This is a genomic window from Cupriavidus sp. GW823-FHT07B10 (assembly GCF_058794355.1).
The window spans coordinates 1-22,481 of record NZ_JBXAGS010000028.1 but is presented as its reverse complement, the minus strand read 5'-3'; the positions used below and the strand labels follow the sequence as shown (position 1 = coordinate 22,481).

26 protein-coding genes are annotated in these 22,481 nt (G+C 64.3%); 14 read left to right on the top strand and 12 right to left on the bottom strand.

Annotated features, from left to right (window positions below; translation table 11 throughout):
* A complete protein-coding gene (locus AC1Q6V_RS32890; protein ID WP_284495085.1) occupies positions 1-1,170 on the bottom strand; it encodes a coiled-coil domain-containing protein in 1,170 nt (389 codons plus the stop codon).
* Between the two features lie 766 nt (positions 1,171-1,936).
* Here AC1Q6V_RS32890 and AC1Q6V_RS32885 point away from each other — a divergent pair.
* The 6 genes from AC1Q6V_RS32885 (at position 1,937) to AC1Q6V_RS32860 (ending at position 5,721) form a co-directional block, all read left to right on the top strand.
* Positions 1,937-2,242: a hypothetical protein gene (locus AC1Q6V_RS32885; protein WP_284495084.1), complete on the top strand. Its 306-nt coding sequence runs from the start codon at positions 1,937-1,939 to the stop codon at positions 2,240-2,242.
* Between the two features lie 99 nt (positions 2,243-2,341).
* The gene (locus tag AC1Q6V_RS32880; protein WP_284495083.1) at positions 2,342-2,770 is read left to right on the top strand and encodes a hypothetical protein; all 429 of its coding nucleotides are present in this window, start codon (positions 2,342-2,344) and stop codon (positions 2,768-2,770) included.
* 8 nt (positions 2,771-2,778) lie between these two features.
* On the top strand, positions 2,779-3,552 hold the full coding sequence (locus AC1Q6V_RS32875; RefSeq protein WP_284495082.1) for a hypothetical protein: 774 nt from the start codon (positions 2,779-2,781) through the stop codon (positions 3,550-3,552).
* Positions 3,553-3,570: 18 nt separating this feature from the next.
* On the top strand, positions 3,571-4,086 hold the full coding sequence (locus tag AC1Q6V_RS32870; protein ID WP_284495081.1) for a single-stranded DNA-binding protein: 516 nt from the start codon (positions 3,571-3,573) through the stop codon (positions 4,084-4,086).
* A gap of 231 nt (positions 4,087-4,317) precedes the next feature.
* A complete protein-coding gene (locus AC1Q6V_RS32865) occupies positions 4,318-5,391 on the top strand; it encodes a DUF7146 domain-containing protein (protein WP_284495080.1) in 1,074 nt (357 codons plus the stop codon).
* A gap of 111 nt (positions 5,392-5,502) precedes the next feature.
* Positions 5,503-5,721 carry a hypothetical protein gene (locus AC1Q6V_RS32860; protein WP_284495079.1) on the top strand — a complete coding sequence of 73 codons (219 nt, stop codon included), beginning with the start codon at positions 5,503-5,505 and terminating at the stop codon, positions 5,719-5,721.
* A gap of 242 nt (positions 5,722-5,963) precedes the next feature.
* Here the strand turns inward: AC1Q6V_RS32860 and AC1Q6V_RS32855 are convergent, their stop codons facing one another.
* Together AC1Q6V_RS32855 and AC1Q6V_RS32850 are read right to left on the bottom strand one after the other, a co-directional pair.
* Positions 5,964-6,389: a hypothetical protein gene (locus AC1Q6V_RS32855; protein ID WP_284495078.1), complete on the bottom strand. Its 426-nt coding sequence runs from the start codon at positions 6,387-6,389 to the stop codon at positions 5,964-5,966.
* 12 nt (positions 6,390-6,401) lie between these two features.
* Positions 6,402-7,406, bottom strand: coding sequence for a PRTRC system protein D (locus AC1Q6V_RS32850; protein WP_284495077.1), 1,005 nt, complete (start codon positions 7,404-7,406; stop codon positions 6,402-6,404).
* A 1,129-nt stretch (positions 7,407-8,535) separates the two neighbouring features.
* Here AC1Q6V_RS32850 and AC1Q6V_RS32845 point away from each other — a divergent pair.
* A complete protein-coding gene (locus tag AC1Q6V_RS32845) occupies positions 8,536-9,693 on the top strand; it encodes an integrase domain-containing protein (protein WP_284495076.1) in 1,158 nt (385 codons plus the stop codon).
* Positions 9,694-9,754: 61 nt separating this feature from the next.
* Here AC1Q6V_RS32845 and AC1Q6V_RS32840 read toward each other — a convergent pair whose 3' ends face one another.
* The 9 genes from AC1Q6V_RS32840 to AC1Q6V_RS32800 form a co-directional block, all read right to left on the bottom strand.
* On the bottom strand, positions 9,755-9,910 hold the full coding sequence (locus AC1Q6V_RS32840) for a hypothetical protein (protein WP_284495075.1): 156 nt from the start codon (positions 9,908-9,910) through the stop codon (positions 9,755-9,757).
* A 13-nt stretch (positions 9,911-9,923) separates the two neighbouring features.
* The gene (locus AC1Q6V_RS32835; RefSeq protein ID WP_284495074.1) at positions 9,924-10,859 is read right to left on the bottom strand and encodes a DNA/RNA non-specific endonuclease; all 936 of its coding nucleotides are present in this window, start codon (positions 10,857-10,859) and stop codon (positions 9,924-9,926) included.
* 52 nt (positions 10,860-10,911) lie between these two features.
* Positions 10,912-11,520 (bottom strand): Lar family restriction alleviation protein, encoded by a 609-nt coding sequence (locus AC1Q6V_RS32830; RefSeq protein WP_284495073.1) that lies wholly within the window; start codon positions 11,518-11,520, stop codon positions 10,912-10,914.
* Positions 11,521-11,698: 178 nt separating this feature from the next.
* A complete protein-coding gene (locus tag AC1Q6V_RS32825) occupies positions 11,699-12,019 on the bottom strand; it encodes a hypothetical protein (RefSeq protein WP_284495072.1) in 321 nt (106 codons plus the stop codon).
* A gap of 12 nt (positions 12,020-12,031) precedes the next feature.
* Positions 12,032-12,427, bottom strand: a complete 396-nt coding sequence (locus AC1Q6V_RS32820) for a DNA translocase FtsK (protein ID WP_284495071.1) — start codon at positions 12,425-12,427, stop codon at positions 12,032-12,034.
* Positions 12,427-12,912: a hypothetical protein gene (locus tag AC1Q6V_RS32815; RefSeq protein ID WP_492344770.1), complete on the bottom strand. Its 486-nt coding sequence runs from the start codon at positions 12,910-12,912 to the stop codon at positions 12,427-12,429. The genes AC1Q6V_RS32820 and AC1Q6V_RS32815 overlap by 1 nt, the downstream gene beginning before the upstream one ends.
* Positions 12,913-13,104: 192 nt before the next feature.
* On the bottom strand, positions 13,105-14,310 hold the full coding sequence (locus AC1Q6V_RS32810; protein ID WP_284495069.1) for a DUF1173 family protein: 1,206 nt from the start codon (positions 14,308-14,310) through the stop codon (positions 13,105-13,107).
* A 24-nt stretch (positions 14,311-14,334) separates the two neighbouring features.
* Positions 14,335-15,795, bottom strand: a complete 1,461-nt coding sequence (locus tag AC1Q6V_RS32805) for a 3'-5' exonuclease (RefSeq protein WP_284495068.1) — start codon at positions 15,793-15,795, stop codon at positions 14,335-14,337.
* 1 nt (position 15,796) lies between these two features.
* Positions 15,797-16,240 (bottom strand): hypothetical protein, encoded by a 444-nt coding sequence (locus AC1Q6V_RS32800; protein ID WP_284495067.1) that lies wholly within the window; start codon positions 16,238-16,240, stop codon positions 15,797-15,799.
* A 188-nt stretch (positions 16,241-16,428) separates the two neighbouring features.
* Between AC1Q6V_RS32800 and AC1Q6V_RS32795 the strand changes: the two genes are divergently transcribed.
* From AC1Q6V_RS32795 to AC1Q6V_RS32765, 7 genes are all read left to right on the top strand, one after another.
* The gene (locus AC1Q6V_RS32795; RefSeq protein ID WP_284495066.1) at positions 16,429-16,908 is read left to right on the top strand and encodes a hypothetical protein; all 480 of its coding nucleotides are present in this window, start codon (positions 16,429-16,431) and stop codon (positions 16,906-16,908) included.
* Positions 16,909-17,065: 157 nt separating this feature from the next.
* Positions 17,066-17,272 (top strand): hypothetical protein, encoded by a 207-nt coding sequence (locus AC1Q6V_RS32790; protein ID WP_284495065.1) that lies wholly within the window; start codon positions 17,066-17,068, stop codon positions 17,270-17,272.
* 126 nt (positions 17,273-17,398) lie between these two features.
* Entirely contained in the window at positions 17,399-17,641 is a 243-nt protein-coding gene (locus AC1Q6V_RS32785; protein WP_284495064.1) for a hypothetical protein, read from the top strand.
* An 82-nt stretch (positions 17,642-17,723) separates the two neighbouring features.
* A complete protein-coding gene (locus AC1Q6V_RS32780) occupies positions 17,724-18,206 on the top strand; it encodes a hypothetical protein (RefSeq protein WP_284495063.1) in 483 nt (160 codons plus the stop codon).
* Between the two features lie 119 nt (positions 18,207-18,325).
* A complete protein-coding gene (locus AC1Q6V_RS32775) occupies positions 18,326-19,111 on the top strand; it encodes a hypothetical protein (RefSeq protein ID WP_284495062.1) in 786 nt (261 codons plus the stop codon).
* Between the two features lie 62 nt (positions 19,112-19,173).
* Positions 19,174-19,881: a hypothetical protein gene (locus tag AC1Q6V_RS32770; RefSeq protein ID WP_284495061.1), complete on the top strand. Its 708-nt coding sequence runs from the start codon at positions 19,174-19,176 to the stop codon at positions 19,879-19,881.
* Positions 19,882-19,947: 66 nt separating this feature from the next.
* Complete coding sequence (locus AC1Q6V_RS32765; RefSeq protein ID WP_284495060.1) at positions 19,948-22,458, top strand: SNF2-related protein; 2,511 nt, start codon at positions 19,948-19,950, stop codon at positions 22,456-22,458.
* The last annotated feature ends 23 nt before the right edge of the window (positions 22,459-22,481 follow it).

The following is a 22,481-nucleotide window of genomic DNA, read 5'->3' as shown; positions in this document are numbered from 1 at the left end:
TCAAGCGGTCTTTGCTGCGGCAAGCAGTTCCTGGTGGAAGGTGGCCACCGAAGCGGCCAGCGAGGAAAGTGTGCCGCGATGGTCGCGCAGCTCGCGAGCCTGTTGGCAAGACTGGAACTTTCCGCGGAGCGCGTCGAAGTCGGCAACGAGGCCGTCCAGGCGCAGGCCGATATGGCGATCCGCACGCGGTGTGGTGTGCGCCGGAGCAGGAGATTCGTTGGCAGCGATGGCCTCCCGCGCGCTGGCGAGTTGGGCCTCGGACGCCTTAAGCTCGCTGGTTACCTGTTGTAGCCTGGCCTGGGCGTCCTCGATGGCCTTGGTCACGGACGCATAGCCCTCCGGGACCACCGGCACCTCCTTGACGTCGACGCGGATCTTCATCTCTGCCATCTGCCGTTGCAGTTCGGATTTCTCTCGGTTGACCTTGTCGACTGCCATCAGCAGGGCGTCAACGTTGGCGCTCTGCGAGGCGAGGGCGGACTGCGCTTCAACCAGTGCCGCCTGCTGGGCGTCCGTGTTCTTGCTGGCGGCGGCGATTTGCTCCTTCAGGTACTTCAGCTCGAACTGGTATTGATCCTGCTGCGCCATGCTGGCCGAAAGCTCTTCCTCGGTGCCCGCCAGCTGGGTCTCCAGCGTCTCCATTTCCGCGGCCAGCGCACGGTAGCGGTCGATGAAGGGCAGGATTTCGGTCCGGCTGAACGACTCGTTTGCCTTCTTAGCCTTGACGACGAGCGCAACTTCGTCCGCCGTGATGTCATGCCGTTTGAGGATGCTCAGCTCGCCGACATTCAGGAAAGTCAGCGCATCGTTGTTGTGCATGAACCGCTCGTAGATCTGCACATAGCGCTTGGCCGACCACTTGGGGATCTTGAGTGAGTGATCCGCAAAACGGTACAGCAGCGTCCGGGCTTCGTTTGCAGCCTGAGCCGGGTCGGCGCGGTGAGCGGTCAGCGACGTGCACATGATGTGCTGAATCTGTACGAGCCGCGAGCCGATCATGATGTGCTCTGAGAAGATTCGCTCGCGCGCAATGGCAATCTCTTCGCCCGCCTGGACGATTCGTGCGATTGCGGTCTGGTCAAGGAATGGCGCTAGTTGCTCGCGTGCGAGGTCCAGAATGGACGGCTGGCGGGGGCTATCAGTGAGTTCGAATTTGCTTTTTTTGTCCATGATTTTTTTGTTCGAGGAAGGCGGGCCGATAAGTGAGCAAGACCCTCCACCGAGCCTAGCGGCAAGCAAACGATGTCAAGGCAACGCTGGCTGCATGGCCGGCAAGGGAAGTGAGTGGCAAGAGATTAGCGTCAAATTCCGCGCACTTTGCCGTCATAAGCTCACGTATTTCGCATTCCTTACGAAGTCAATGGGTGAAACGAGGCAGTTTTCACCTCTCTTTTAACGACTCAACCTGTATAGGTATTAACACTCATACGACTTTCGTGGGGTATGGAGTGGGCGAATCGCGAAGCGGAGTTGTGTACGTGATGGATCGAGCGTTGGCCGCCATTGCGTGCACGTGAGGGAGGGAGGGAGGCGAGCACATGAGTCCACCCTACTAGTGATAACAGAGCGAATTCGCCTGCGTTACCGCAAATAGGGTGGACTCATGTGCTCGGGGGGGGCGGGCCATGCGCGGCCGCCGTGATCCCGCGTCGCTGCCGGCGAGCCCTTGCTGGTGCCCGGGTTTCGCGCTACTATGGGCCCCACTTCTCGCGTCCCTGACGCATCGACTCCGACAAGCAGTGCCACGCCTACCTGGGCTTGCTTCGTCCCGTAGTTCCTTCCCTTGCGATATCCCTTTGCTCAGCGCCTTTGCTCGATGCCCCTGCATCCGGCAAGCGCGTTGCCGCTCCAAGGATTCCTTGCTCACTTGAGCATCGAATAATCGCCCGACCTTCCTGTCGGGAAATCCCATTTACTGTTTTCAAGAGAGAAAACCATGGAATCCTTGGCCAATCTGCTGCGCTCGCCCGTCCGCCTGTTTTTCACGCTGATGGCGATTTACGTGGCAACACAATCCGTAGTCTGCAGTCTCTTCCTCGCAATCGTCGGGGTGTCGTGGTGCTATCACAAGGTCTTCGGCCGTAAGCACGCTGTGCCGACGCCGCGGGATGTGGTGATGCCCAAGTCGCAAGCTGATGCCGCGGAATCTGCGCAATCGCAGTCGCCGCAAGCGCCTGTGTATGCGAAGTCCCCTGTTGTTGTACCGTTGAAACGTCAGGACGCTGCCCGTCGCAGCGCCTGACCTGTACCGCCCTCGTGATGAGGGCGGCCCTATCCACCTGTCGTGGGAACCTCGTTCCCACCGGCAGGTGGGCAATAGGGTTCCCGCTCGGAGAACCCAATGGAAATGAAACCCGCCGGCTGGCAACTCGATTTCTTCGGGGACGCCGCGCCTGTTGTGAACGATCCCCCCAAGCGCGACCCGCTGCCCGACCCGATATATTGGAGCGAGTCCGTGCGCGACCAGATGATCGACGCGCTCATCAGTCTGGCCTGCGACAGCCGTCGCGGCGACAACCTGCCCGAGTCGCTGGCTGACTGCGCCGATCTGCTGCGAGCGCGCATGCAAGGCAAAGCCGTCGAGAAGGACGACTTCGATATGACGCTTGGCTGGATCTTCGGCTACTGGGATGGGGCATTGCCCTATGCCTATGTCTGCGCCGTCACCGGCGTCGATCCCGAAGTCCTGCAGGACATCATCCTCAATCATCCCCGCCTCAAGCGCGACCTGGAGGAAGTTCGCCGGATGCGCTGTGGCACGCTGCTGTAGGAGCTGCCGTGGCATTCATCCAGCGACTCCTTGGCGCCCTGCAGGACGCCCTGCAGGACGCCCTGCACCCACCTCCGGCAGAGTCAGCGCCGGCGAGCGCGCAAGCGGTCGGTACCGGCTCGCGCAACGAGGTTCACATCGAGATCGGCGGCGTGCCGAATCTCTTCCGCGATGAAGGCGAACGCATCGTTCACTTTGTCGCAGCCTTCGACCCCCGCCCGACCGCCACGCGCTTCGGCCAGAAGCTATTGCCCGACCCGGTTCCCTACTGGAGCGTGGCAGGGGAGCATCCCGGCGCGAAAATATCCGGCGTCATCGCCGCGGCTATCCGCGCTCACGCCTCGCCGGCGGCGCGTTTGGACGTGCAGGGCGACAACGGCGCAGGCCAGTCCACGCATGAGGCCCAGCCCGGTTCCCAGCAAGCGGCACCCGCGACGCCCAAGGCATCGGCGCGGCGCGAGCCAGGCTCCGCGGTGCATCGTGGCACGATCTCCTTCTGGGGCGAGGCAGAATTCCCTGACCGCAATCGCCCCGGCCGCACCTACACTTCGTTCGCACTGAAGCTGGACACGGCGACAGGCGTTGATACGCTGCAAGGCGAGGGCCTCAAGGACGCCATCGCGGAAGCCGGTTGCCAGCTCGGCGACCAGGTGGAAGTGCGGCGGCTGCAGAAGGTAAAGGTTCCTGCCTTCCACCGTAGATCGGGAAAGCCAAAGCTCGATGACAACGGCCAGCAAGTCCTGTGGGACAAGTGGCTGTGGTCGATTACCCGTTCACATTAATCAACAAGGAAATTTTCCATGGCATCCGTCAACAAAGTCATTCTCGTTGGCAACCTCGGGGCCGACCCCGAAGTGCGCTACATGCCCAGCGGTGACGCCGTCACCAACATTCGCATCGCTACCACCGACCGCTACAAGGACAAGCAGAGCGGCGAGATGAAGGAGGCCACCGAGTGGCACCGGATCTCGTTCTTCGGCAAAGTCGCGGAGATCGCGGGCCAGTACCTGAAGAAGGGCTCGTCGGTCTATATCGAGGGCCGCATCCGTACCCGCAAATGGCAGGACCAGTCCGGCCAGGACAAGTACAGCACCGAGATCGTCGCCGATCAGATGCAGATGCTTGGCAGCCGCCAGGGTGGTAGCACCGGTGATGATGATGGCTACGGCCAACAGTCGTCGCGTCAGTCGCAAGGTCAGCAGCCGGCTCGTCAGTCGCAGGGCGACCAGGGTGGCCAGCAGCGCCGGAGTGCGCCGCCGCAGCAGCCCGCATCGTCGGTCGGATTCGATGAGGATTCGGACGATATTCCGTTTTAACTCGGGATTCTTCGCGCCTCATCCTCACGTTGTATCGTTACTGCTGCCGGCTTGCGCCGGCGGCAGTGGTCCCTTCCTCTCTCAGCCCGGCCCCGGGCCATCCATCCCCCATCCCTACCGCGATGCGCCATGCTGAAAAGACCCTCTGGCTCGGCCGGGGTGTCCTTTGAGCAAGCGAGTTTCCCCGCCTGTCTCAGGCATCGACCAACCACTCCAGTTCGGAGGCATCCCATGACAAGACTGAGTGATATCGTGAAGCATTGGACGCCCGCCCAATGGGACGCCCTGATCATGCAGTACCTGCCGGCGAACGTCCTGACGGACAAGTTCTGGCGCGGCAAGCCAGGCCCGTGCCCCATCTGCCTTGGGCATGACCGATTTACCTACGACAACAAGCGTGGACGAGGCGATTGGGTCTGCCGCCAGTGCAATGACGGCCATCCCATGGCTGGCGATGGCCTGGAACTTATCCGCCGCTCGTCAGGCATGTCTTTCGCCGAGCTGGCCAGGGAGCTGGAGGGCAATCGGCCGCCGCGCGCGTTGCCGCAAGCAGCGCGGCCGGCGTCGCCGAAGGCTGCCATGTCGGATGAAGCGAAGGCCAAGCGAATCCAGCGAGTCTGGAATACTGCGACGCCGCTAGTGCCGGGCGATGCCGCGATGCGGTATCTCGCCGCTCGGGTGCCAGGTCTTGTTGCCCCTCGCCCAAGTGCGCTGCGGTTGGCCACCATGGACTACCGCCACGACGACAAGGTGATGGGGCGCTACCCGACGATCGTTGCGCAGCTCACGCTGCCCGATGGCCGCATGGCCACGGTGCACCGCACGGCGCTGGACCCGGTCAAGCCGGCCAAGGCGTACATCGTGAGCGCTGACGGCGAAATCCTGCCGGCCAAGCGCAATGACGTCTCCGCGCTCCCTATCGCCGGCGGGGCAGTACGCCTCATGCCGCCGCGCGATGGAGTGCTGGGTGTGGCCGAGGGGCTGGAAACGGCATACGCCGCCCACATGCTGTTCGGCGTGCCGACCTGGTACTGCCTGAATCGCGTGCTGCTCAATCGGTTCGTGGTGCCGCAAGGTCTGGGCATCCATACGCTGCATATCTTCGCTGACTTCGATGCAATCGATCCGAAGACACGCAAATCGCCTGGCATGGCTGATGCGCTGGCTCTGGGCAAGCGCGTGCGCAACGAAGGGCTGACGGTTCACGTGCATCGCCCGATGGTGCGCGGCACGGACTTTTGCGACCAGTGGCTGACTGCCAACCGGTTGCAAGGCATTGCTGGCGAGCGCGCAGTCTGCGCTTAACCAGTCGTTGTGATTGCCGCCTCTCGGGGCGGTACCTCTTTCTCATACTGCCCCGCGGGTTCTGCCCGCCGGGGAGAACCCTCGCGGCAGCTCATCTCTTGGAGTTCTGCTATGTCGTTCAAAGGGTTCAGTGTCATCGTCGGTCGCCTGCAAATCCGCGCCATGCGGGAACTGGCGTCCGGCACCGTACCGGCCTGTCAGTCGGATGCCGAGACCTACCATGTCTACCGTCGCAATGCCGATGGGTCCACCCAGCTTCAGCACACCGAAATGGATTTCGATGCCGCTTTTACCTACTGCGCCGGCCAGCACCGGCCTACGCTGCACTGAGCGTGCCTACCCCATATGAAAAAACCCGGCGAATTCTGCCGGGTTTTTTTTTGTCCGCTCACTTCTGGCGGAGCGCCATGACAACTCTCAGCGCCGCTTCCCACAGGCAAAAGCCGATGCCGAATGTCAGCAGAAACTTGAAAAAGCGGATGATTTCGTATTCGGTCATTGTTCTGGCCCCTCTTGGTGCGTTGCGGTTGATTCTACTGTACCCGCCTGCGCGCGAAGTCAAGCCCGCGCACCTAGCCATTGAAGCGACTTGTCGCTGCCACCAGCGCGTCTAGTGTGAGAGAGGAGAGTCCGCCAGCGGCTGCAGCCGGCGCAGACGCCCCGAGTGCTGGCGGCTCGTTGGTCGGTTCGTCGGGGGGCGCGAACGGGAGCGAGGGAGCTGGCGCTTCGCCGGTTGGAACGTCCGACACCGGCACCGCCACGGTCACCGGCTCAGCTGTACTACGATGCGGCGGGGTGGACACGGTCGGCGCCGACGAAGCTGTGGGGGAAGGCGTCACGGCCATGCCGATCACCTCGGCAACATTGCATGCACCATACTCGGCGAGCTGCTTCAGGAAGAAGGCACGTTGCCGGGGGTCGCCCATGGCGGCAAGTCGCCGGTACAGAGCAGGTGTTGCCGCTGGCGAGATCGTGACTTTGATTTCGAGCTTTCCCACAACCTCTCTCCGCTACCGGCCGCCACCGCGCGCCTGGTGCGCCGAGCCAATCAGGTAGAACCCGCGGACATTGGCATAGCAGGGCGACTCCATCATGTGCACCGTTGTGCGCGGGAAAGCGGCCTTGATGAACGGGGCATAGATGGCGGCGCCGCCGCCGGTCAGGACGATGGATCGAATGTCCTCGGCGCGGCCGACACGAGATTGCATCTCCTTAACCGTGGCATGGCAAAGCGACCGGGCTTCCTCGAAATAGGGGCGCAGGTCGAGATCCTTGCCATAGAAGAGCATCGGCAGGTTCTCGCGCAGGCATTCGTCGATGCGTTCGATGCCGGAGACCGCTTCGCCTTCGGCCTTGCCGATCAGCGCGGCCATCTGTTGGTAGATCTTCGCTGCGCCACCTGGGACGCCGCCGCTGCGGCTGTCATCCATGGTGAAGCCGCGGGCCACCACCCAGTCCGTCGTGAAGTAGCCCACATCCACGATCAGATGGGAGTTGCGTGGGTCGAACTGGTCCCCGCCGTACTGGGAAAACGAAACTAGCGCGCCGAGCGGTTGGGGCAGCGGCATGACGTTGCGCACCACGATGCGCATGTCGCCGAAGTCCAACTCGCCGGTGTAGCGGTCGCGCAGGTAGTCCGAGTATTTCGGGGTAGTGTGCACCGGCAGACCGAGCACCAGACGGTCCACCTCGGTGACGCCGGCATATTGCAGGGAGCCAGCCAGCAGTGCGGTGTAGTTGGGCGTCGTCACAAAGTCTTCGGAGAGCGTACGGCCCGTGTCGCCGTAGGCAGTGGTGAGCGTGATGTCCGGGCCGACCTCGTAGCGGGACCCATCGACCGTGACGGTGATGACGTCGCGCGCCTTCAGGTATCCTCCGCCGTGTTGGGAGAGAGTCGAGTTTGTTGCAGGGGGGGCGAGGGATGGAAACATTTGCAGGCCGATCTCGGCGCCGCGTGCAAATGCACTCTTGGTGTTGCCATATCCAACGTCGGTAGCAAAAACTGTGGCTTTCATGTAGAGGTCGCTTCCTGAAGAGCAATAACAAGGTGAACGGTGGCCGCGGCAGCGATCTGGGCACTGTCAGTCTGTGGCAGTGACTCACCGAAACTGTCAGACGGTGTCAGATACTGCTAGTGGGCACGGCGTGGAACCCTCTATCCGACAGTGTCAGATACTCGCCGTGAGTGCCACTGTCTGTCAGATCGTCCGCCTAGCTACTGTATGGCTGTTTCGGTGCTGCGCGACGATCGAAAGCTCGCCAGTTTCATGCACGTTTCGCGTTTTCGTGGGGTTGCGCAGGCAGGCCTGGCTCGCTATGCTTGGCGTACTTCTCGCGTCCCCGACGCATCGACCTTGCCGCCACGTTGGCGGCCATCACCAAGCACCGACAGTGCCAGAATTGGGGCATCGGTCGCCTCTATGTACAAGCCGGAAATTGCTCCGGTTTTTTTTCAATCAAATCAAGTGGACAGTGTTGGATAGTGAGGACACCGGACACCGCGATACCAAGCCGATTGGCGGTCTGTTTCCGAAAATAGACCATAGTGCGAACGATTCCGAAGCCGGACACTGGACAGTGTTCGATGAATCGTCGCCGATAAGACACGTCCCTACAGCCACAGGCTGGGCACGGATCACGAAGCCCGACACACCGCGGCGGAGATGATCTGGCTTTGGGACGGGGAGCTGTTTGCGGGTCACGAGCGTGACTGACGCAAGCTTCTGAGAGCATGACGATCCGGGGGGCGCTACCGGTACCAGAACGGCGCAACAGGAATCACCCACCACGGCAGCGGCCACGGGCGCGAGGACAACAATCCTCCGAACGACGGCTGGCATCGAAACGATGCACCGGGTGGATGGCCGCGCAGCGGCACGCAAGGCAAAGGCCCGCGTGTTCGCATAGCGGACAGTCACGACGCATTGCTTCCATGCTCAGGGCTGATCGGTTTGGCATCGCTAAAGGACGGGAAGAAGTGGACTCCGGCATGGTGGCCGGTTAGCTGGATGTGGTAGTCCGGCGCACCAGGTGGTGGAGTGTCGTACGGGGCGGCATCTCACCGAGCAGAGCAAGTCGCCCGGCGGGCGCAAGGTGGGCAACTCGCAAAGGTGGCGGGAGCCTGCGGTTGGAGCAACGATGAGAATGAGCAAGGGAATCGACCTGCGCGCGGTACTGGCCGCGTACAACCTCCCCGAGAGTTTCAAAGCCGCGTTCGCAGTGTTGGCGGCGGAGCACCTACATATGCCGCACAGCGGTACGCGCGTCAGCGGCCGGTCGCTGTCGCAGCTGTCGCAACGTCAACGCGCCCAGGCCTTGCTGAAGGCATTCGTCGACCTGCGCAAGGGCGGCTTCGCTGTCACTTCGCCGTACAGCCTTCGACAGAAGCATATTCAGTGGCTGGTCCAATTCTGGGTGATGGAGCAGAAGCTGAACGTCGGGACAGTAGAGTTGCGCCTGACACATCTGCGCGCGCTCGCGTCGTGGATGGGCAAGGCGAGCATGGTCGGATCGATCGACGACCATGTTCAGCGGCCCGCGAACTACAAGCGCAGCTACATCGCCCGCGAGGATCGGTCGTGGGAGGGTAACGGGGTGGATGCGCTGGCCAAGATCGCGGAGATCGCCGGCACCGACAAGCATGTGGCGCTACAGCTGAAGCTGGAGGCGGCGTTCGGCTTGCGGGCGAGGGAAAGCTGGCGGCTGCGACCCATTCGGGACGTGCTGCCATCTGGACATCTTCACGTTCAGGATGGGACTAAGGGCGGGAGGCCGCGCCATGTCACTATCGAGTTCACCTGGCAGTACGACTTGCTGGTGGAGGCGGCGGAGCTTGCGGTACGAACGAACCCGGAGCGGGGCACGCTGATACCCGCGACGTTCACCCAAGATCAGTGGCGACGACGATTCTATGCGGTGCTGGAAAAACACCGTGTCACCAAGGATGGGTGTGGCGTGACGGCCCACGGCCTGCGGCACCAGTTTTTCCACCAAATGTATGAGCGGACGGCGGGCCAGGCGGCGGCAATCAAGGGCGGCGGAAAGGTCATTGACCGCGAGCGCCATGAGGAAGCGATGCGCAAGATTGTCGAGGCAGCCGGCCATAGCCGGCAGACGAAGGCCAACGCATATCTGTCGACCTACTCAGTACAGGCTGCCGCGCAGCGTCCAGTTGTCACCCCGGAGATGGCCGCTCAGGCGGTGAAGGATGCCGACGGTGTGAAGGCCAAGGCCGCAGAGGCGTTGGGGATCTCCCGGCAGGCGATGTACCGGCTGTTGGCAAAGCTGCCGGCCGGCAGCTAAGTCCGTACAGGGGGAGGCAAGCCGCGCCCATTTAACCGGCTAAATGGGCTCGGCATGGCTCTCAGCGCAGGAAGTTCGGCAGCCACGGGTCGTTATCAAAGTGCCCGGTGGCGCCCCACCAGCACACAAACAGCACAAGGGCGATGCAGCCGGCGACGTACATGCGCGCTTCCTTGTCGGTGCGCAGGACGTGGATGATTTGCTTGATGCGGTTCATGGCGGTTTCCTGATTAATAGTGGGTGAAGACGGCGCGCACGAATGGCAGTACGCCGGAATGCCGCGGCTCCTGTGCTTCGCGCTGGGCCGGCCACTCAACGGCCGTCGACGTCAGCGTGGCGAGGCTGACCTTGCGGCCCGATTTCTCGCCTGGGTGCGGGGTCGGTGCCAGGAGCGTCATCGGTGCATCCCGGTAGGATCTGTCCAGGCGCGGGAACGGATCGACGCCGGCAAAACTGACCAGCTCGGCGACGCTCACGACGGCATACCGGGGCGTTGCGTCGTTCCGGGCCACATAAGCGGCTGCTCCGACACCGGGCACGTAGACCGCCTTCCACATATAGGTCGGGATCGAAATGCGGCCGTTGAGGCGGGCGGCCTGGGCGGGGTCGGCCGGGCCGGTGACCACGAAGGCCTGGCCATACTCACGCACCATGCGCCGGGTCGAGGTTTCGATATGGCTCCACAGCCGGCGATTGCTGGCTGCGGCCTGCGGCACGATGTTGGCGAGGCTGAAGCTCTCGGCCTGCGAGGCCAGGTCGGGGAAGTCCCCCGATGGCGCGAGGTGCCCGCGATCAAGGCCGGTGCCGCGACCGTAGTCGGAAAGGCGCGCACGGTCGGCGGCGGGAATCTCGACTTCCTCGTAGAAGTCGCTATCACGCGGGACGGAACGGGCGGCCAGCACCGCCTGGGCCGTGAGGTTTTCGGCTGACCACAGCGCGGTGCGGGTGGTGGCCGACGTCTGCACGGCATAGCCACGGAAGCACAGGAACTGAGTCCGGCTGGCCGTGGCACTGTTGGCGACGCTCGGCTTGCCGTTGGTGCCGAAGATGTGCGGACACTCGGTCGCGGGGCCTTTGGCGTAGGCGGCCGTGCTGAGGCCGGTGCTGATGGTGCTGCCGACAAAGGTTGCGACGATGGCCGCGGCAAGGAACAGGGGCTTGTGCATGGTTGGCTTATCGGAAAGGCGATACCCCTATCTTGCCAAGGCTCGCCCAAAGTCAAGGCTTCGGCTGCTTCCCCAGCGGCGGCAACACGGCTTCGCCGGGCTCCGGCGTGGTATCCAGCACGCGCCCCAGAAACTCCTCCAGGATGGTCGTGCCGCCGAACAGCTCCTCGGAGACGGTGGCGGGCAGTGCGTCGAGCGGTTCGATGTGAACCCAGGGCCGGCCGTCAATGTGGACTATCTTGGCGCGGCGCATGAGTTTGCGGTAGCGGTTGGCATCCTTGAGCAAGGCCTCGGCCGGCACGATTTGCTGCAGGAAGGGTTCGGGCTGCAACAGCTTCTCGGCCATGGCGGCGAAGAGCGGCCCACGCGCTTCCCAGTCGCCCTCGTTGCGGGCAATGAGGGCGAGCACGGTGCCGAGGTCGGAGCTGGACAGTTCCTTGCGCACGATGGCGGATAGCTCGTGCTGCTCGGTCGGGCGCGGGGTCAAGCGGGTATTCCAGATGCCGCGCAGAATGGCGTGAGCCTGGTCGCGTCCGGCATCAAGGGATTCGGGCGGGGTGGACATACCGCATCCGGTGCAGGCGATGACAGCCTCGAAGCGGTTGGCGATGAAACGGGGCTGGCTGCCGCAGTGGGCACAGATAAGAAGGTCGTCGGCCATAGTGGGGCGGGTTGGCGGGGAATCTGGCCGGCATTATGCCAAGATCCGCGACTCGCCCGCGCCGGCGCAGGTTCGGCCCGCTCAGCTGGCGACGAGGGGAAGCTGCAGGTACTGCTCGGTCGTGGCGAGCAGGCTGGCAATAGCGTGTTGCATGGATCGGTTCGCGAGTTGTTGCATGTCAGCCGTGGTTATCGGCAGACATTGGCTCATCCTCAACCCGGGCAGGGTAGATCCCGTCGATGGCAGCTGCGACGCGCTCCAGCGCACAGACATGGTCCTGCAGGTGCGCGGTGGCGTCGCCGACCAGGCGCTGGAACGGCTCGATCGCCTCGTATATCGCGTCGGACGCATTGCGGGCGAGGTGGCCAACCTCCCAGAACTCGGCAAGCCATGAACCATCGGGAGGCCGGGGCCCGCCCTGTCGGCCAAGTGCAATGGCGCCGCGGATCGCCAGCACGGTTTCGGATTGGGGGAAATCATCGTCGGAGAGGGCATTCATGGTCAGATTGGTTCAGGCCGGGTGTTCTTGGTTGCCGTTGGCGTGCAGGTAGTCCTGCAGCGCGTGCTTGTCGCCAAGCGCGCGGATGGTGTCGGGATCAAGCGAGCCTTGGGCGCTGCGGGCCAGCACTTCGGAGATGAAGCCGTGCAGCGACTTCAGCTCGTTGGCCAGCGGCTCGGGGGCATAGATATAGAGGCCGCTCAGCATCGGCCGCACGAAGGTGGTTTCGCGGGCCATGCGGGCCAGCAGCCGCCACGCGGCGTCGTAGCCAATGCGCAGGTGACGCTGGACCAGCGGGACCGAGGCCGCACGATGGGCGTGGACCAGGCTGATCGCCTCGGCGTAGGCGGCATCGAACGCCTCGGGCGTCGATAGGTGGAGGTCGCGCTTGGTGACTTGGGCGTCCATCACTTGACCTCCTGCGAAGCCTCTTCCTGGTCGGCAGGCGGTGCGGTGAGCAGGGCGCGGATCGAATGCGCTACCCATTCGACGTCGTCACGCTGCGGCTGGCCGAGCAGGTGCGCGGCGATGATAGACGCCGCAGCCTCCATCCGCTCATCCGTCAGTGCGGCGGGCGATGCGGCCATCGGACCCAGCGGTGTCACAGCGACGGTGCGCACGACAAGCTCATGCGACAGCTCATCGTTGCGTTCGCGCTGCTGCTGCAAATCCTTCCGCAGCAACCTGATTTCCTCGTCCTTGTCGGTGGCGGGCGATGTGCTCGGCGCGCGCAGCGGGTTCGGCCCCGGACCCTCGCGGCGCAGGCCGCACGGGTCAGCGGTGTATCCGCACGATCCGCAATCATGTTGCGCGATGGCGCTCGGGGCGGTTTTGGCGAGCTGGGCGCGGACTACGGCCCGCCCGAACGCCAGATGCCTCTCGTTTTCCGGCACGGCATAGCCTGCATCGATGGCGATACTGATGATTTCTTCGTCCGTCAGCGCCGTGGCCGCGGGGGGGGGGTGAGTGGAGGCATATGGATTGCAATGTTGTGTTGGGCGCGGCCCGCCGGGGGCACTGCCATCGGGAAGTGGCTGAACCAGCGTAGTGCCCCAGCACGGAAGTCAAGTCGCCGTGGCCACGGCCTACCGCTGGCCGCGCAGCGCCGGCGGCAACTTGAGCGCGTCCAGCGGCTGCGTGCCGGGCACCCATTCAACGAGGGGAATGCCGGCTTTCCGGTAGTAGGCGCGCTTCTTGGCCATGCGCTGGTCGTACTCCGGATTGCCGGCCAGGCCAAGCACCTCGATCACGGTCTCTGGCGTGGTGTCCGTGAGCCGGAAATCGGGATGCACCGGTGCATCATCGACGTGCCGCAGGGGTTTTTCGAAGGCGCGGCCCGCGGCGATCAGGCGGTCGGCCATCGCCACCTCGTAGGACGAATCGCAGGGAATGAACTGGGCGTTGGCGAGCATGGCGGCCACGTCCATCACGTTCAGATAGCCCTGGCGCGACTTCTCGAAGGCCAGCACGGCCACGCAGCGGCTGTCCTCCCGCCCGATCCCGGTGAGCGCCATCGCGTACTTGCGCTGGAACTGCTCGTACAGGTCGTTGGACAGGAAATACCAGTGGCGCGCCTGGCGCAGCTTGAGCCGGCCACCGTGCGGGCTCGGCTGCAGCGCATCGACCTCGCCGATGATGAGGCCGCGCTGGTAGCCGTCCTTGCTGGCACTGGCGCGGTCGTGAAAGGCTTCGAGTTCGGCCGCCAGTTCGGCCTTGCGAGCCTCATCCCAGCGCTCCATCACATGCAGGACCTCGCTGCCGGGGCGGCCGTTGATCTTGCACTCGGCGAGTTCGGCCACCACCCGCGACCAGCAGGCATTCCAGCCGCGCCGGCCATAGCCCGGCCAGACGTGCAGGCCAGCGGACTGCCAGGCGTACTGCAGGAACGCCAGCAGCGGGGCGGCGCGGCGCTGGCTGCGCGAGGCGGACGTGGACGGCTGGCGCTTGCTGGCGGTCGCGACCTTCAGGGACACATCGAGCCGCACGTCGTGGGTGCCGTCGGCGGCCCGGAAGGCATCGTGCGCAGTGGCTGCGCCGTTTAACCGGTTGAACCGGTTGAGGAACGGGCAGCCATCGCGGTGCTGGCGCGGATCGTCCGGCCAACGGGCGAGGATAAAGATTTTGCCGTGGCGGCGGATCACCAGCTTCGGGCGCGGCGAGACCATGGAGCAGCCGCATTCGGCATAGCCCTGGTGGGTCTTGGCGCGGTCCAGCACGCGGGCGTAGTCGGCGGGCGAATCCAGCACGCGTTCCAGGTCGTGTTCCTCGCTGCCAATGCGAACGGTGATCATGCAGTTTTACTCCTATCTATAGTGTCAGACACCGCCATCGCGGAAGACGGCCTGCAGGCTGCTGTCGATTTCGGAAATGTCCAGGGTGCCCTGTGCGCGCGTGAGCGCGACGTACAGCAGGCGCTTTTCGTCGTTGGGCAGCGTCAGGTTGCCGTTGTCCTCGCGCCGGAAGCGGAAGTCATCCGCCAGCGTGACGGTGGGCCATTCGAGTCCCTTGGCCTTGTGCACGGTCGACACCACGTAGTCGGCCTGATCCTCGGGGGCGACTGCGGCCAGCAGCTGGCGCAGATAGGTCGGCCCCTGCTCGTCGATCAGCTTCACTAGCGGCTGCAGGTCACGGCCCGCGAACGATTCGGCGTATTCCTGCACGTCCAGCCAGGTCTCGAACAGCGACAGGGCGGCGGGATGGTGGGTGCGCTGGCCGGCGAGCAGGCGCTCGGCGCCGTCGATGAAGGCGACCAGTTCTTCCTTCTTGGTACGGGCCGCCACCTTGTGGCCGCGCTGCAACCCTTCGGCGACCTTGGCCAGCAGGGTCGTGTTCTTGCGGCACAGGATGGCGTCGGGGCGGATCTCGCCGGGAGCGGCGTGGCGCACCACGCGCGAGGCGATGGACGCCTGGCCGCGCACCGGCACCTCCTCGTCCATCAGGCGCAGCATGCGGCTGGCGAGGCCGGCGATGGCCGACCCGAAGCGAAAGGACTCGGTGAGCCCCTTCTCCGGCGCCTTGATGTGGTCCATCGCGTTGACCGCGCCGCGCCATTCATAGATCTGCTGGTACGGGTCGCCCACGTAGACCACCTGCGCGGACTGGCCGCGCAGCACCGACAGCATCAGGCCGTCGGCATCCTGCGCCTCGTCGAAGAGGATGAAATCGGCTGGGATGCGCGGGCGGCTCAACTGCCAAAGCTTTACGTACGTGGCGTGACTGATCGATGCGACCCCCTTGGGGTCAATGCTCTCACGCCAGAGGGTCTGGACGTGCGGCAGCAGCTCGTCGCGCAAGGCATCGGCCAGTTCCTCGTCGATCAGCGGATCGACCGGGATATGCCACGCCTGCGGCTCGGCCTGCGCCGACGAGCAGAAACGGGCGACGCCGTCCATCACCATGCGGCCCAACTTCCCGGTGGTGAGTTCGACGGTCTTGCCGATGGTGGTCGGTACCTTCAGTGGGCCCAGCCCGTAGCGCATCGCGAGTGTGTGGGCAGGCTCGACCGGGTATTTCAGCTTGCGGGTGATCTCGGGCGAGGTCGATCCGAACGCCAGCGAGTGAACCGTGCGGCAGCGGGTGTTCGCCGGAAACTTGCGCTGCGCCTCCTGGGCAATGTCCTTGTTGAAGGCCAGATACAGGCCGCGCGAGCGCGGGCGCGCTTCGGAGGCCATGCGCAGGAACGTGGTCTTGCCCGCGCCGGCGTAGGCCTTGACCTTGACCGGGCCGCCAGCGGTGACCGCGGCCACCGCCTCCTGTTGTTCTTCAGTCGGACGCATGTCAGACCGCCAACTGTTCCTGCACCGGCTGCGGTGGGCGCGCTGCGCGTGCCGCGGCGTCACGGGCCCGGCACGCGGCGACGCGGCGTGCCTGGTTGCCGCTTTGAACATCAACCATCCACGCGAAGTAGGTCGAGGTGGTCGGACCGACCCAGGCGGCCCATTTGGTGCGGATGACGACGCGTACCGCCTCGGGCTGCGCGAAATAGATGCGGCGGGCGTCCCGCCAGCAGCCGGCCTGGAAGGCGCGCATCCTTTGCTCGAAGGAATCGGCGCGCACCGTGCGCCGTGCGATCTCGTCGTCCACCGAATGCTGTTCGGCGGCCACGTGGTCGGCGAGCAGCGGATAGCGGTCGCGCTCGCGTGCCTGCTTACGGGCGAAGGCGGCCTGGCGGCGGGCGTTGAAGTCGATCGGGTTGTGGCGTTCGTAGCGGGTGAAGCGCATGGTCTGGATCGGGTGGATGCTGAATGAATCCAGCTTACCCGCCCCTGCGCAAAGTCAAGGCGGCGGGCGGACCCATTGCGGCAGTCACCATTGTCGGGGCGAATCGGGCAGTCTAACTCGGCGAATGACGTATCATTTCGCCTCTCTTACGCCGGTTGACCGGCAAACCTGCCCCTGTACCGCATTCCATGATGGAAATCGACCTCGGCACCCGGCCCCACGACGAGCGGGCATTCGCCGCTCCCGGTGAGCAGTACTACCGCGAGCTGGCCACCATCGAAGCGCAGGCCTATCGGCGGATGCTGGACCGGGTGTTCTGGCATCCGCCGGCCGACGTGCTGCGCTTCGAGATCCGCGCCGTCCCGACCGGCGACGGCACCCAATACACGGTCACGGCCATCCTGGACGGCATTGGCGAAGCCTGGTTCGACAAGGATTCGATCCCCGCGCGTTGGGACGCCATCGCGACGTACGAGGTGTCTTGGTCGCTCACGGAGTTTCAAGCGGCGATACACGACGTGGAAGTCGTGAGCTTTGAGAAGCCAGGCGGCAAGCCGGGCAATGAGCGCATGCCCGACTACGCATCCATACAGGATCCGGCCGAGGCGGCGCGCTATCGCTGGAATGTCGTCAACCGGCTGCGCAAGGCGGGGATCGAGTTGAAGTAGCGTCAAAGCCTTTCTCGTCGGCGCGCTTTGCGGTATCCTGCCGGCTACTTCAGCGTCTCTGACGCATCGACACCGCCGACTCCTCGGCACAGTTTTTTCTCTCACCCATTGGGGCCTTGTCCCCATGGGCACGGCTCCATCTTTCGTAGGAGCCACCATGTTTATCCACTATCGCGGCACCCCCATGGCTGTTTTGGCCATGATCTTCAACCTGTTTGCCGCACTGGGTTTCACGGTCACAACCGTCGACTCAGGTCTGTTGTACGTGCAACTGGCCTGCGGCGCGATGATCGGTAGCCTGATCGTCACGGCCTGGTTGGTCGCCTATTCCTCGCATACGCGTTCCGTCCAAGCTTTGGGCTGACGCCTCGGGCCGCCTCTGCGGCCCTCCTTCTCGACCTGTGCGCTTGCGTTGCCGGTCGACACTCTCACCCATTGGGGCCTTGTCCCCGATGGGCAGGCTCCGTCTTCACCCTTTGGAGCCTGTCTCATGTTCACCATCAACCGTCTTTCCGCTGTCGCTTTTTCGGCATTTGGACTCATCGTTGCCTTGGCCTTTGCGTTCTTGTTGACCACCGAGGATGCATGGCTGCTTTCGTTCCAACTCTTCATCTGCATCCTGCTCATCGCGCTACTGTTCGTTGGTTGGCTGCTTGCCACCAGCTACGCAATGCGGCGCGATGAAAGTTTGCTGCGACCGATGCAGGAAGCCGAATCAAGCATCGCAGGCTGAGCGCCACGCGCGTCATTCTTCACCTACCCACTGGGGAACGTTCCCCGGTGGGGCGTTTCCCTGCCTCATTCAAGGAAATGCCATGTTCCAGAAGTTCCTCGAAATCGAAGTTGGACCCACACCGTGCGAGGAGGATTGCGCCCAGGTTGGCAGCGATGACTACGCCGAGCGCTCGCCCATCGAGTGCGCGGTATATATCCGCCAACTGGGCCGGATCTTCGGTGTGCACGCGCCCGAAGTGCTGTCGTTCGTGCGCAGGAGCTTCCCTCACGATTTCGGTCGCTATCACGAAGTGGTGGCCTGCATGAATGTGGCAGGCCATGCGCTGTTCGATGAATCGCGCTTGCCCGCGCAATGGGATCACGTCGCCCGGGCCGAGCTGGCCTGGCTGCGCCTGAGCTATCGCTACCGCCGCTTGTTGCGGGATGGCGAGTGCGAGCCGCAGGACGTGCCGGCGCTGTACCGCCTCGGGTCGATTCCGGAGTTCCCGGATCATCCGGTCGCGCACTGGCTCGCCCTTGGTGTCGTGCCGATGCCTTGCGGCCCGGCACTGGCTTTCCACTGATCCGAGAGGATAGGACGACGACCTCTGCATAGCCGGTCGCATCGACCTGTCACCCAACTTTCAACCCCTTCGGGAGACTCCCGATGGGGGGTCTCCCATGTTTTCTTGAGAGACCTTCCATGTACAACCGAATCATTGAGCAGTTCATCGCCGCGCAGAAAGCGGCCCACGCCGCGTACGCCGCGGCCGCAGCGTTCGAACGAGAGACCGTGGCCGCGGTTCCCGACCACTACCTGTCGGTCGATCTTCGCAGCGAATACCGCACGGAGAGAGAGCTGCAGAGCTTCTGCCGTTCGGTCGCAGGCGGCGTCGTCAATCGCGCCCGCCGCGAGTTCGCCCCCGCTGGCGCCCGGCTCGATATCGACAACCAGGACGAGTATGAGCGCGCCGGGCTGGATATCGGCGAGGCCCTGAAGGCCGGGAAGATTCCGGACCTTGACGGGCTGTGGACGTCGATGGCCCGCCGCTATGGTGGACATGGCGGCGCGGAGCTGGCCTATCAGCAGGCCGCCCAACGCATCGTTTCCGGGTTCGGCCTCAACCGCAAGCGCGAAGTCCAGCGCACCGCCTCGGTGGTGGTGCTGCGCAAGCACGCCATTTCCGAGGCCTGCTACGGCCGCTCGGCGCGCAAGGTTGGCTACTACAGCTGCCAGAGCACGGCGGACTGCCTGTCTGGCCTCGCCACCTTTGCGGCCAAGGCCGGCCATCACATGCTGGCGGGCGGCCTCAACCGCGTGAACGTGCACCAGGTCGAGTACAACTACCGCGAGAAGCACAGCTACCCCGGTCTCGACATCGTGTTCTTTAAGGAAGCGTGGGAATTTCGATTTTCCCACCAGGTCGCCGACGACTTGATGCTCTTCCTCGGCGAGTACGGCGAGGCGTTCATGCAGGAAGCCGTGTAGTTGCCATGTAAACTTTCAGTGGGAGCGCCTGAGGGCGCTCCGTCATCAGGGAGTAGCAGTACATGTACAACGCACGCATTGGGGCATTCCGCGCCCGGGAAACAGCGGCCGGAGCCCAGCCTATTGGACCAGCATCGGCCGAACTCAAGCGGTTCTGCCGCAAGCAGGTCGCCGAGATCATCCAGCGGGCCGGGATCGAGTTCGGCATCGCCGGTGCGCCCATCGCCATCGACGAGACACGCCTGCCCATCGACGGCTATCCCAATATCTGGGAAGCCATCCGGGCCGGTGTCGTGCCGGACCTGGATCGTTTCTGGAACCTGCTGCGCAAAACCTATGAGGCCGATGGGCCGGCGAGGGCCGAGTTGCAGACGGCGACCACGCTCGCCCGTGCCTTTGGGCTGGCCAGCAGTTCGGCCGTGCGCCGCTCTGCCGCCTTCGTTCGGCTCAGGCTCATGGCGGTGTCCGAGACGGTGAGCAGTGCCACGCAGCCCATGCGGCAACTGCATTTCGGCTCGTTGGAGCCGGTCACACAGGCATTCGCCGCGCTCGCCGTCTTTGCGCGCAGCAATGGCCATACCGAGCTGGCGAGCTGCCTTGCGCAGTTTCATCCGGCCGATGAGTTTCTGTGGTTGCAGCGGCGCACCTTCCCAGGCCTCGACGTCATTCACTACAACGAGCACTGGGAGTTGCGCTTCGCCGCGCCGTTGGCGGACGCGCTGCTGGCGTTTGTCCAGCGGCACGTCGGCATATCACTTCAGTTCGCATAGCCGGCCACGGCTTGCATCCCTCAACGCCCCGTCACTGACGGGGCTTTTTCTTTTCTGGAACCCATCATGTCTATCTGGTACGCGCCCTTGCGGGCGATCGTCAGTCTTGGCTCTCAGGCCGAGAAGATCGCCCACCAAGGTGAGCTACATGCGGCGCGTCAGCGCCATCTGTCCCAGTTCTTCACGCCCGATGCCATTGCCCGCCTGATGTGGGGCGTGGTGGCCAGCTGGCAGCCCAACCGGAAGGTGTCGATTCTCGACAACTCGGTCGGTTCGGCCCGCCTGCTGCAGTTCGCGGACCCGGCCACCCACAGCCTGTATGGAGTGGACGTGCACCAACCAACGATCGAGGCGGTGCAGCAAGCCGTCGAGGCGGCGGGTTTTGACGGCAGCTTCCGGCACGCCGGCATGGAGGAAATCCATCCGAAGCGCTTCGATGCGGCCGTCATCAACCCGCCGTTCTCAATCCACCTCGAATCGCCGCACCTGAAGCCCTACGACTGCACCACCTGGGGCCGGTTCGGAGCCAACACCAGCGCCCTGAGCCATGAATATGCGCTCGCACAGGCGCTCGACGCGGCGCAGGTCGTGGTGGCATTGCTGCCGACGACCTTCGTCGACAAGTTCGCCGGCCGGGTCATCGCTCACGGCGAGCCGTTCAGCGATGCCGCAAGGCGTGTGGTCGGCGTGTTCGACCTGCCATCGAGCGCCTTCCGGGAGGAAGGGGCTGAAGTGCGTACCTCGATCGCGGTGTTCGCGCGCTACCGCATGCGGGCCAGCCATTTCGAGCGGCAAACCGTGTCGGATCTGACCCAACCGCTGCCCGCGCTGGAACTGCAAGCTGAGGATCGCCTTTACGGCGAGCCGCGGCTCGGCCACCAGCTGCTGGACGACGAGGGGCCAGCGATCACGCGTCCGGTGACCTCGCAGAAACGGGTACGCTTCTCCGTCGACGGGCGCCGCATCGTGCTTGGATTCGACTGCGGGTTCGTCGAAGCGATGGTGCTCAACCGCGTGCTGGAGCGTCGTATCGTGTCGTTGGAAGGCCAGCGCCTGCCGCGTGGCTTTCGCTACGCGGGCACGGGCCGGCTGGATCTGGAAGCCTATCTGGTGCAGCCCGATCCGATCGGGGCCTTGGGTGAACTCGTCGGCATGGTGAAAGCCGCCGGCGGCGAGCCGGAGTTTGCGCCGGGCTTCCTCGAGCACTTCCGCCAGCGTCTGCGACGCAGCATGCGGCAGGCGCTGCCGTTGCGCCATGCGGTCTGGACGACCGGCGTAGGCGCCGCCGATACCATCACCGGCACGGCGACGAAGACGCACCTCGTGGATTCGTCGGTGTGGGGCAGCCCGGTCATCAAGGCTGGCCAGGAAGTTCGCTTCGAGCGCCAGGCCGATGGCCGGTACCAGTACACGGTGCGCGACAAGAGCTACGTCGTCTCGTTGGACGAGATCACCACCCGCTACAGCGTCGAGAAATCGGCGCAGGCGTGGGAAATCGTCCATGAGGGACTGGCCAGGCGCTACCCCGAGCAGGCCGAGCGGCTGCGCAAGCGGCTGCTGGCGCTGGGGATCGACCGGTGGCTGGACTGGGAATTCCAACAGGAAGACCTGGTTGAATTGCTGCTCAAGCCCAACGGCGCGGTGGCGGCGTGGGAGCAGGGGTGTGGCAAGTCGCGGCTAGCGGCGGGTCTGATCCTGCTGTCCGGCGTCAAGCACGGGCTGATCGTGGTGGAGGCCCGCCTCATTGCCGAGATGCGCGCCGAGCTGGAGCAGGTCATGCCAGCGTCGGACGTGCATGTGATTCAGTCGCCGGAGGATCTGGTGCGGCTTGGCCGCATCAACCTGATTGCCTATGAGCGCTTGCGCATGCCCGTCGACCGGCAGGCTTCGCGCCGCGTCACCTACGCGCATCGGTTGCGTCGTCGCATTGGCCTGCTGGTGGCCGATGAGGGCGAGCGCCTGTCCAACCCGTCCAGCGACCAGAGCCGCGCGCTCTGGCAGCTGTCGGCCAAGCGGCGTTTCATCCTGACCGGCAGCCCGATTGCCAACTATGCGCGCGATATCTTCGGACTGATCGCGTTCACCGGTGGTGACGGCACGGCAGCCCAGCCTTACGGCTACCGGCGCGGCTACCTGGAAGCGAACTGGCTGGCGACGGTGCAGCACGCCGAGCGCGGCATCGATCGCTTCCGCAGCGACTTCGTGGTGCTGGAGTGGGTGACCTGGGAATTCGCCGAAAGCCTGCAGGATGGGGCCAAGCGCGAAGTGCCCAAGATCGGCAACCTGCCTCGGTACCGGCAGATGCTGGCACCGCACGTGAAGCGCCGGTTGGTATGCGAGCCCGACGTGGCCCGCTATATCCGCATCGAGCCGCCCGCGGTCGAAGTTGTCGAGACGCCGTGGGATCCAGCGCACCTGTCGCTGTACCTGCGCACCGCCGACGAGTTTGCCCAGTGGTACCGGGAGATCCGCAAGGATGGCCGGCCGAACAACCTGATCGCCATTCTGGCCCGCATCCGTGCCGTGCATTTCGCCGCCAACTACCCGCAGCATGACTTGTACCTTAACCATGCATAGTTAAGCGGATGATTTGCCGGCCG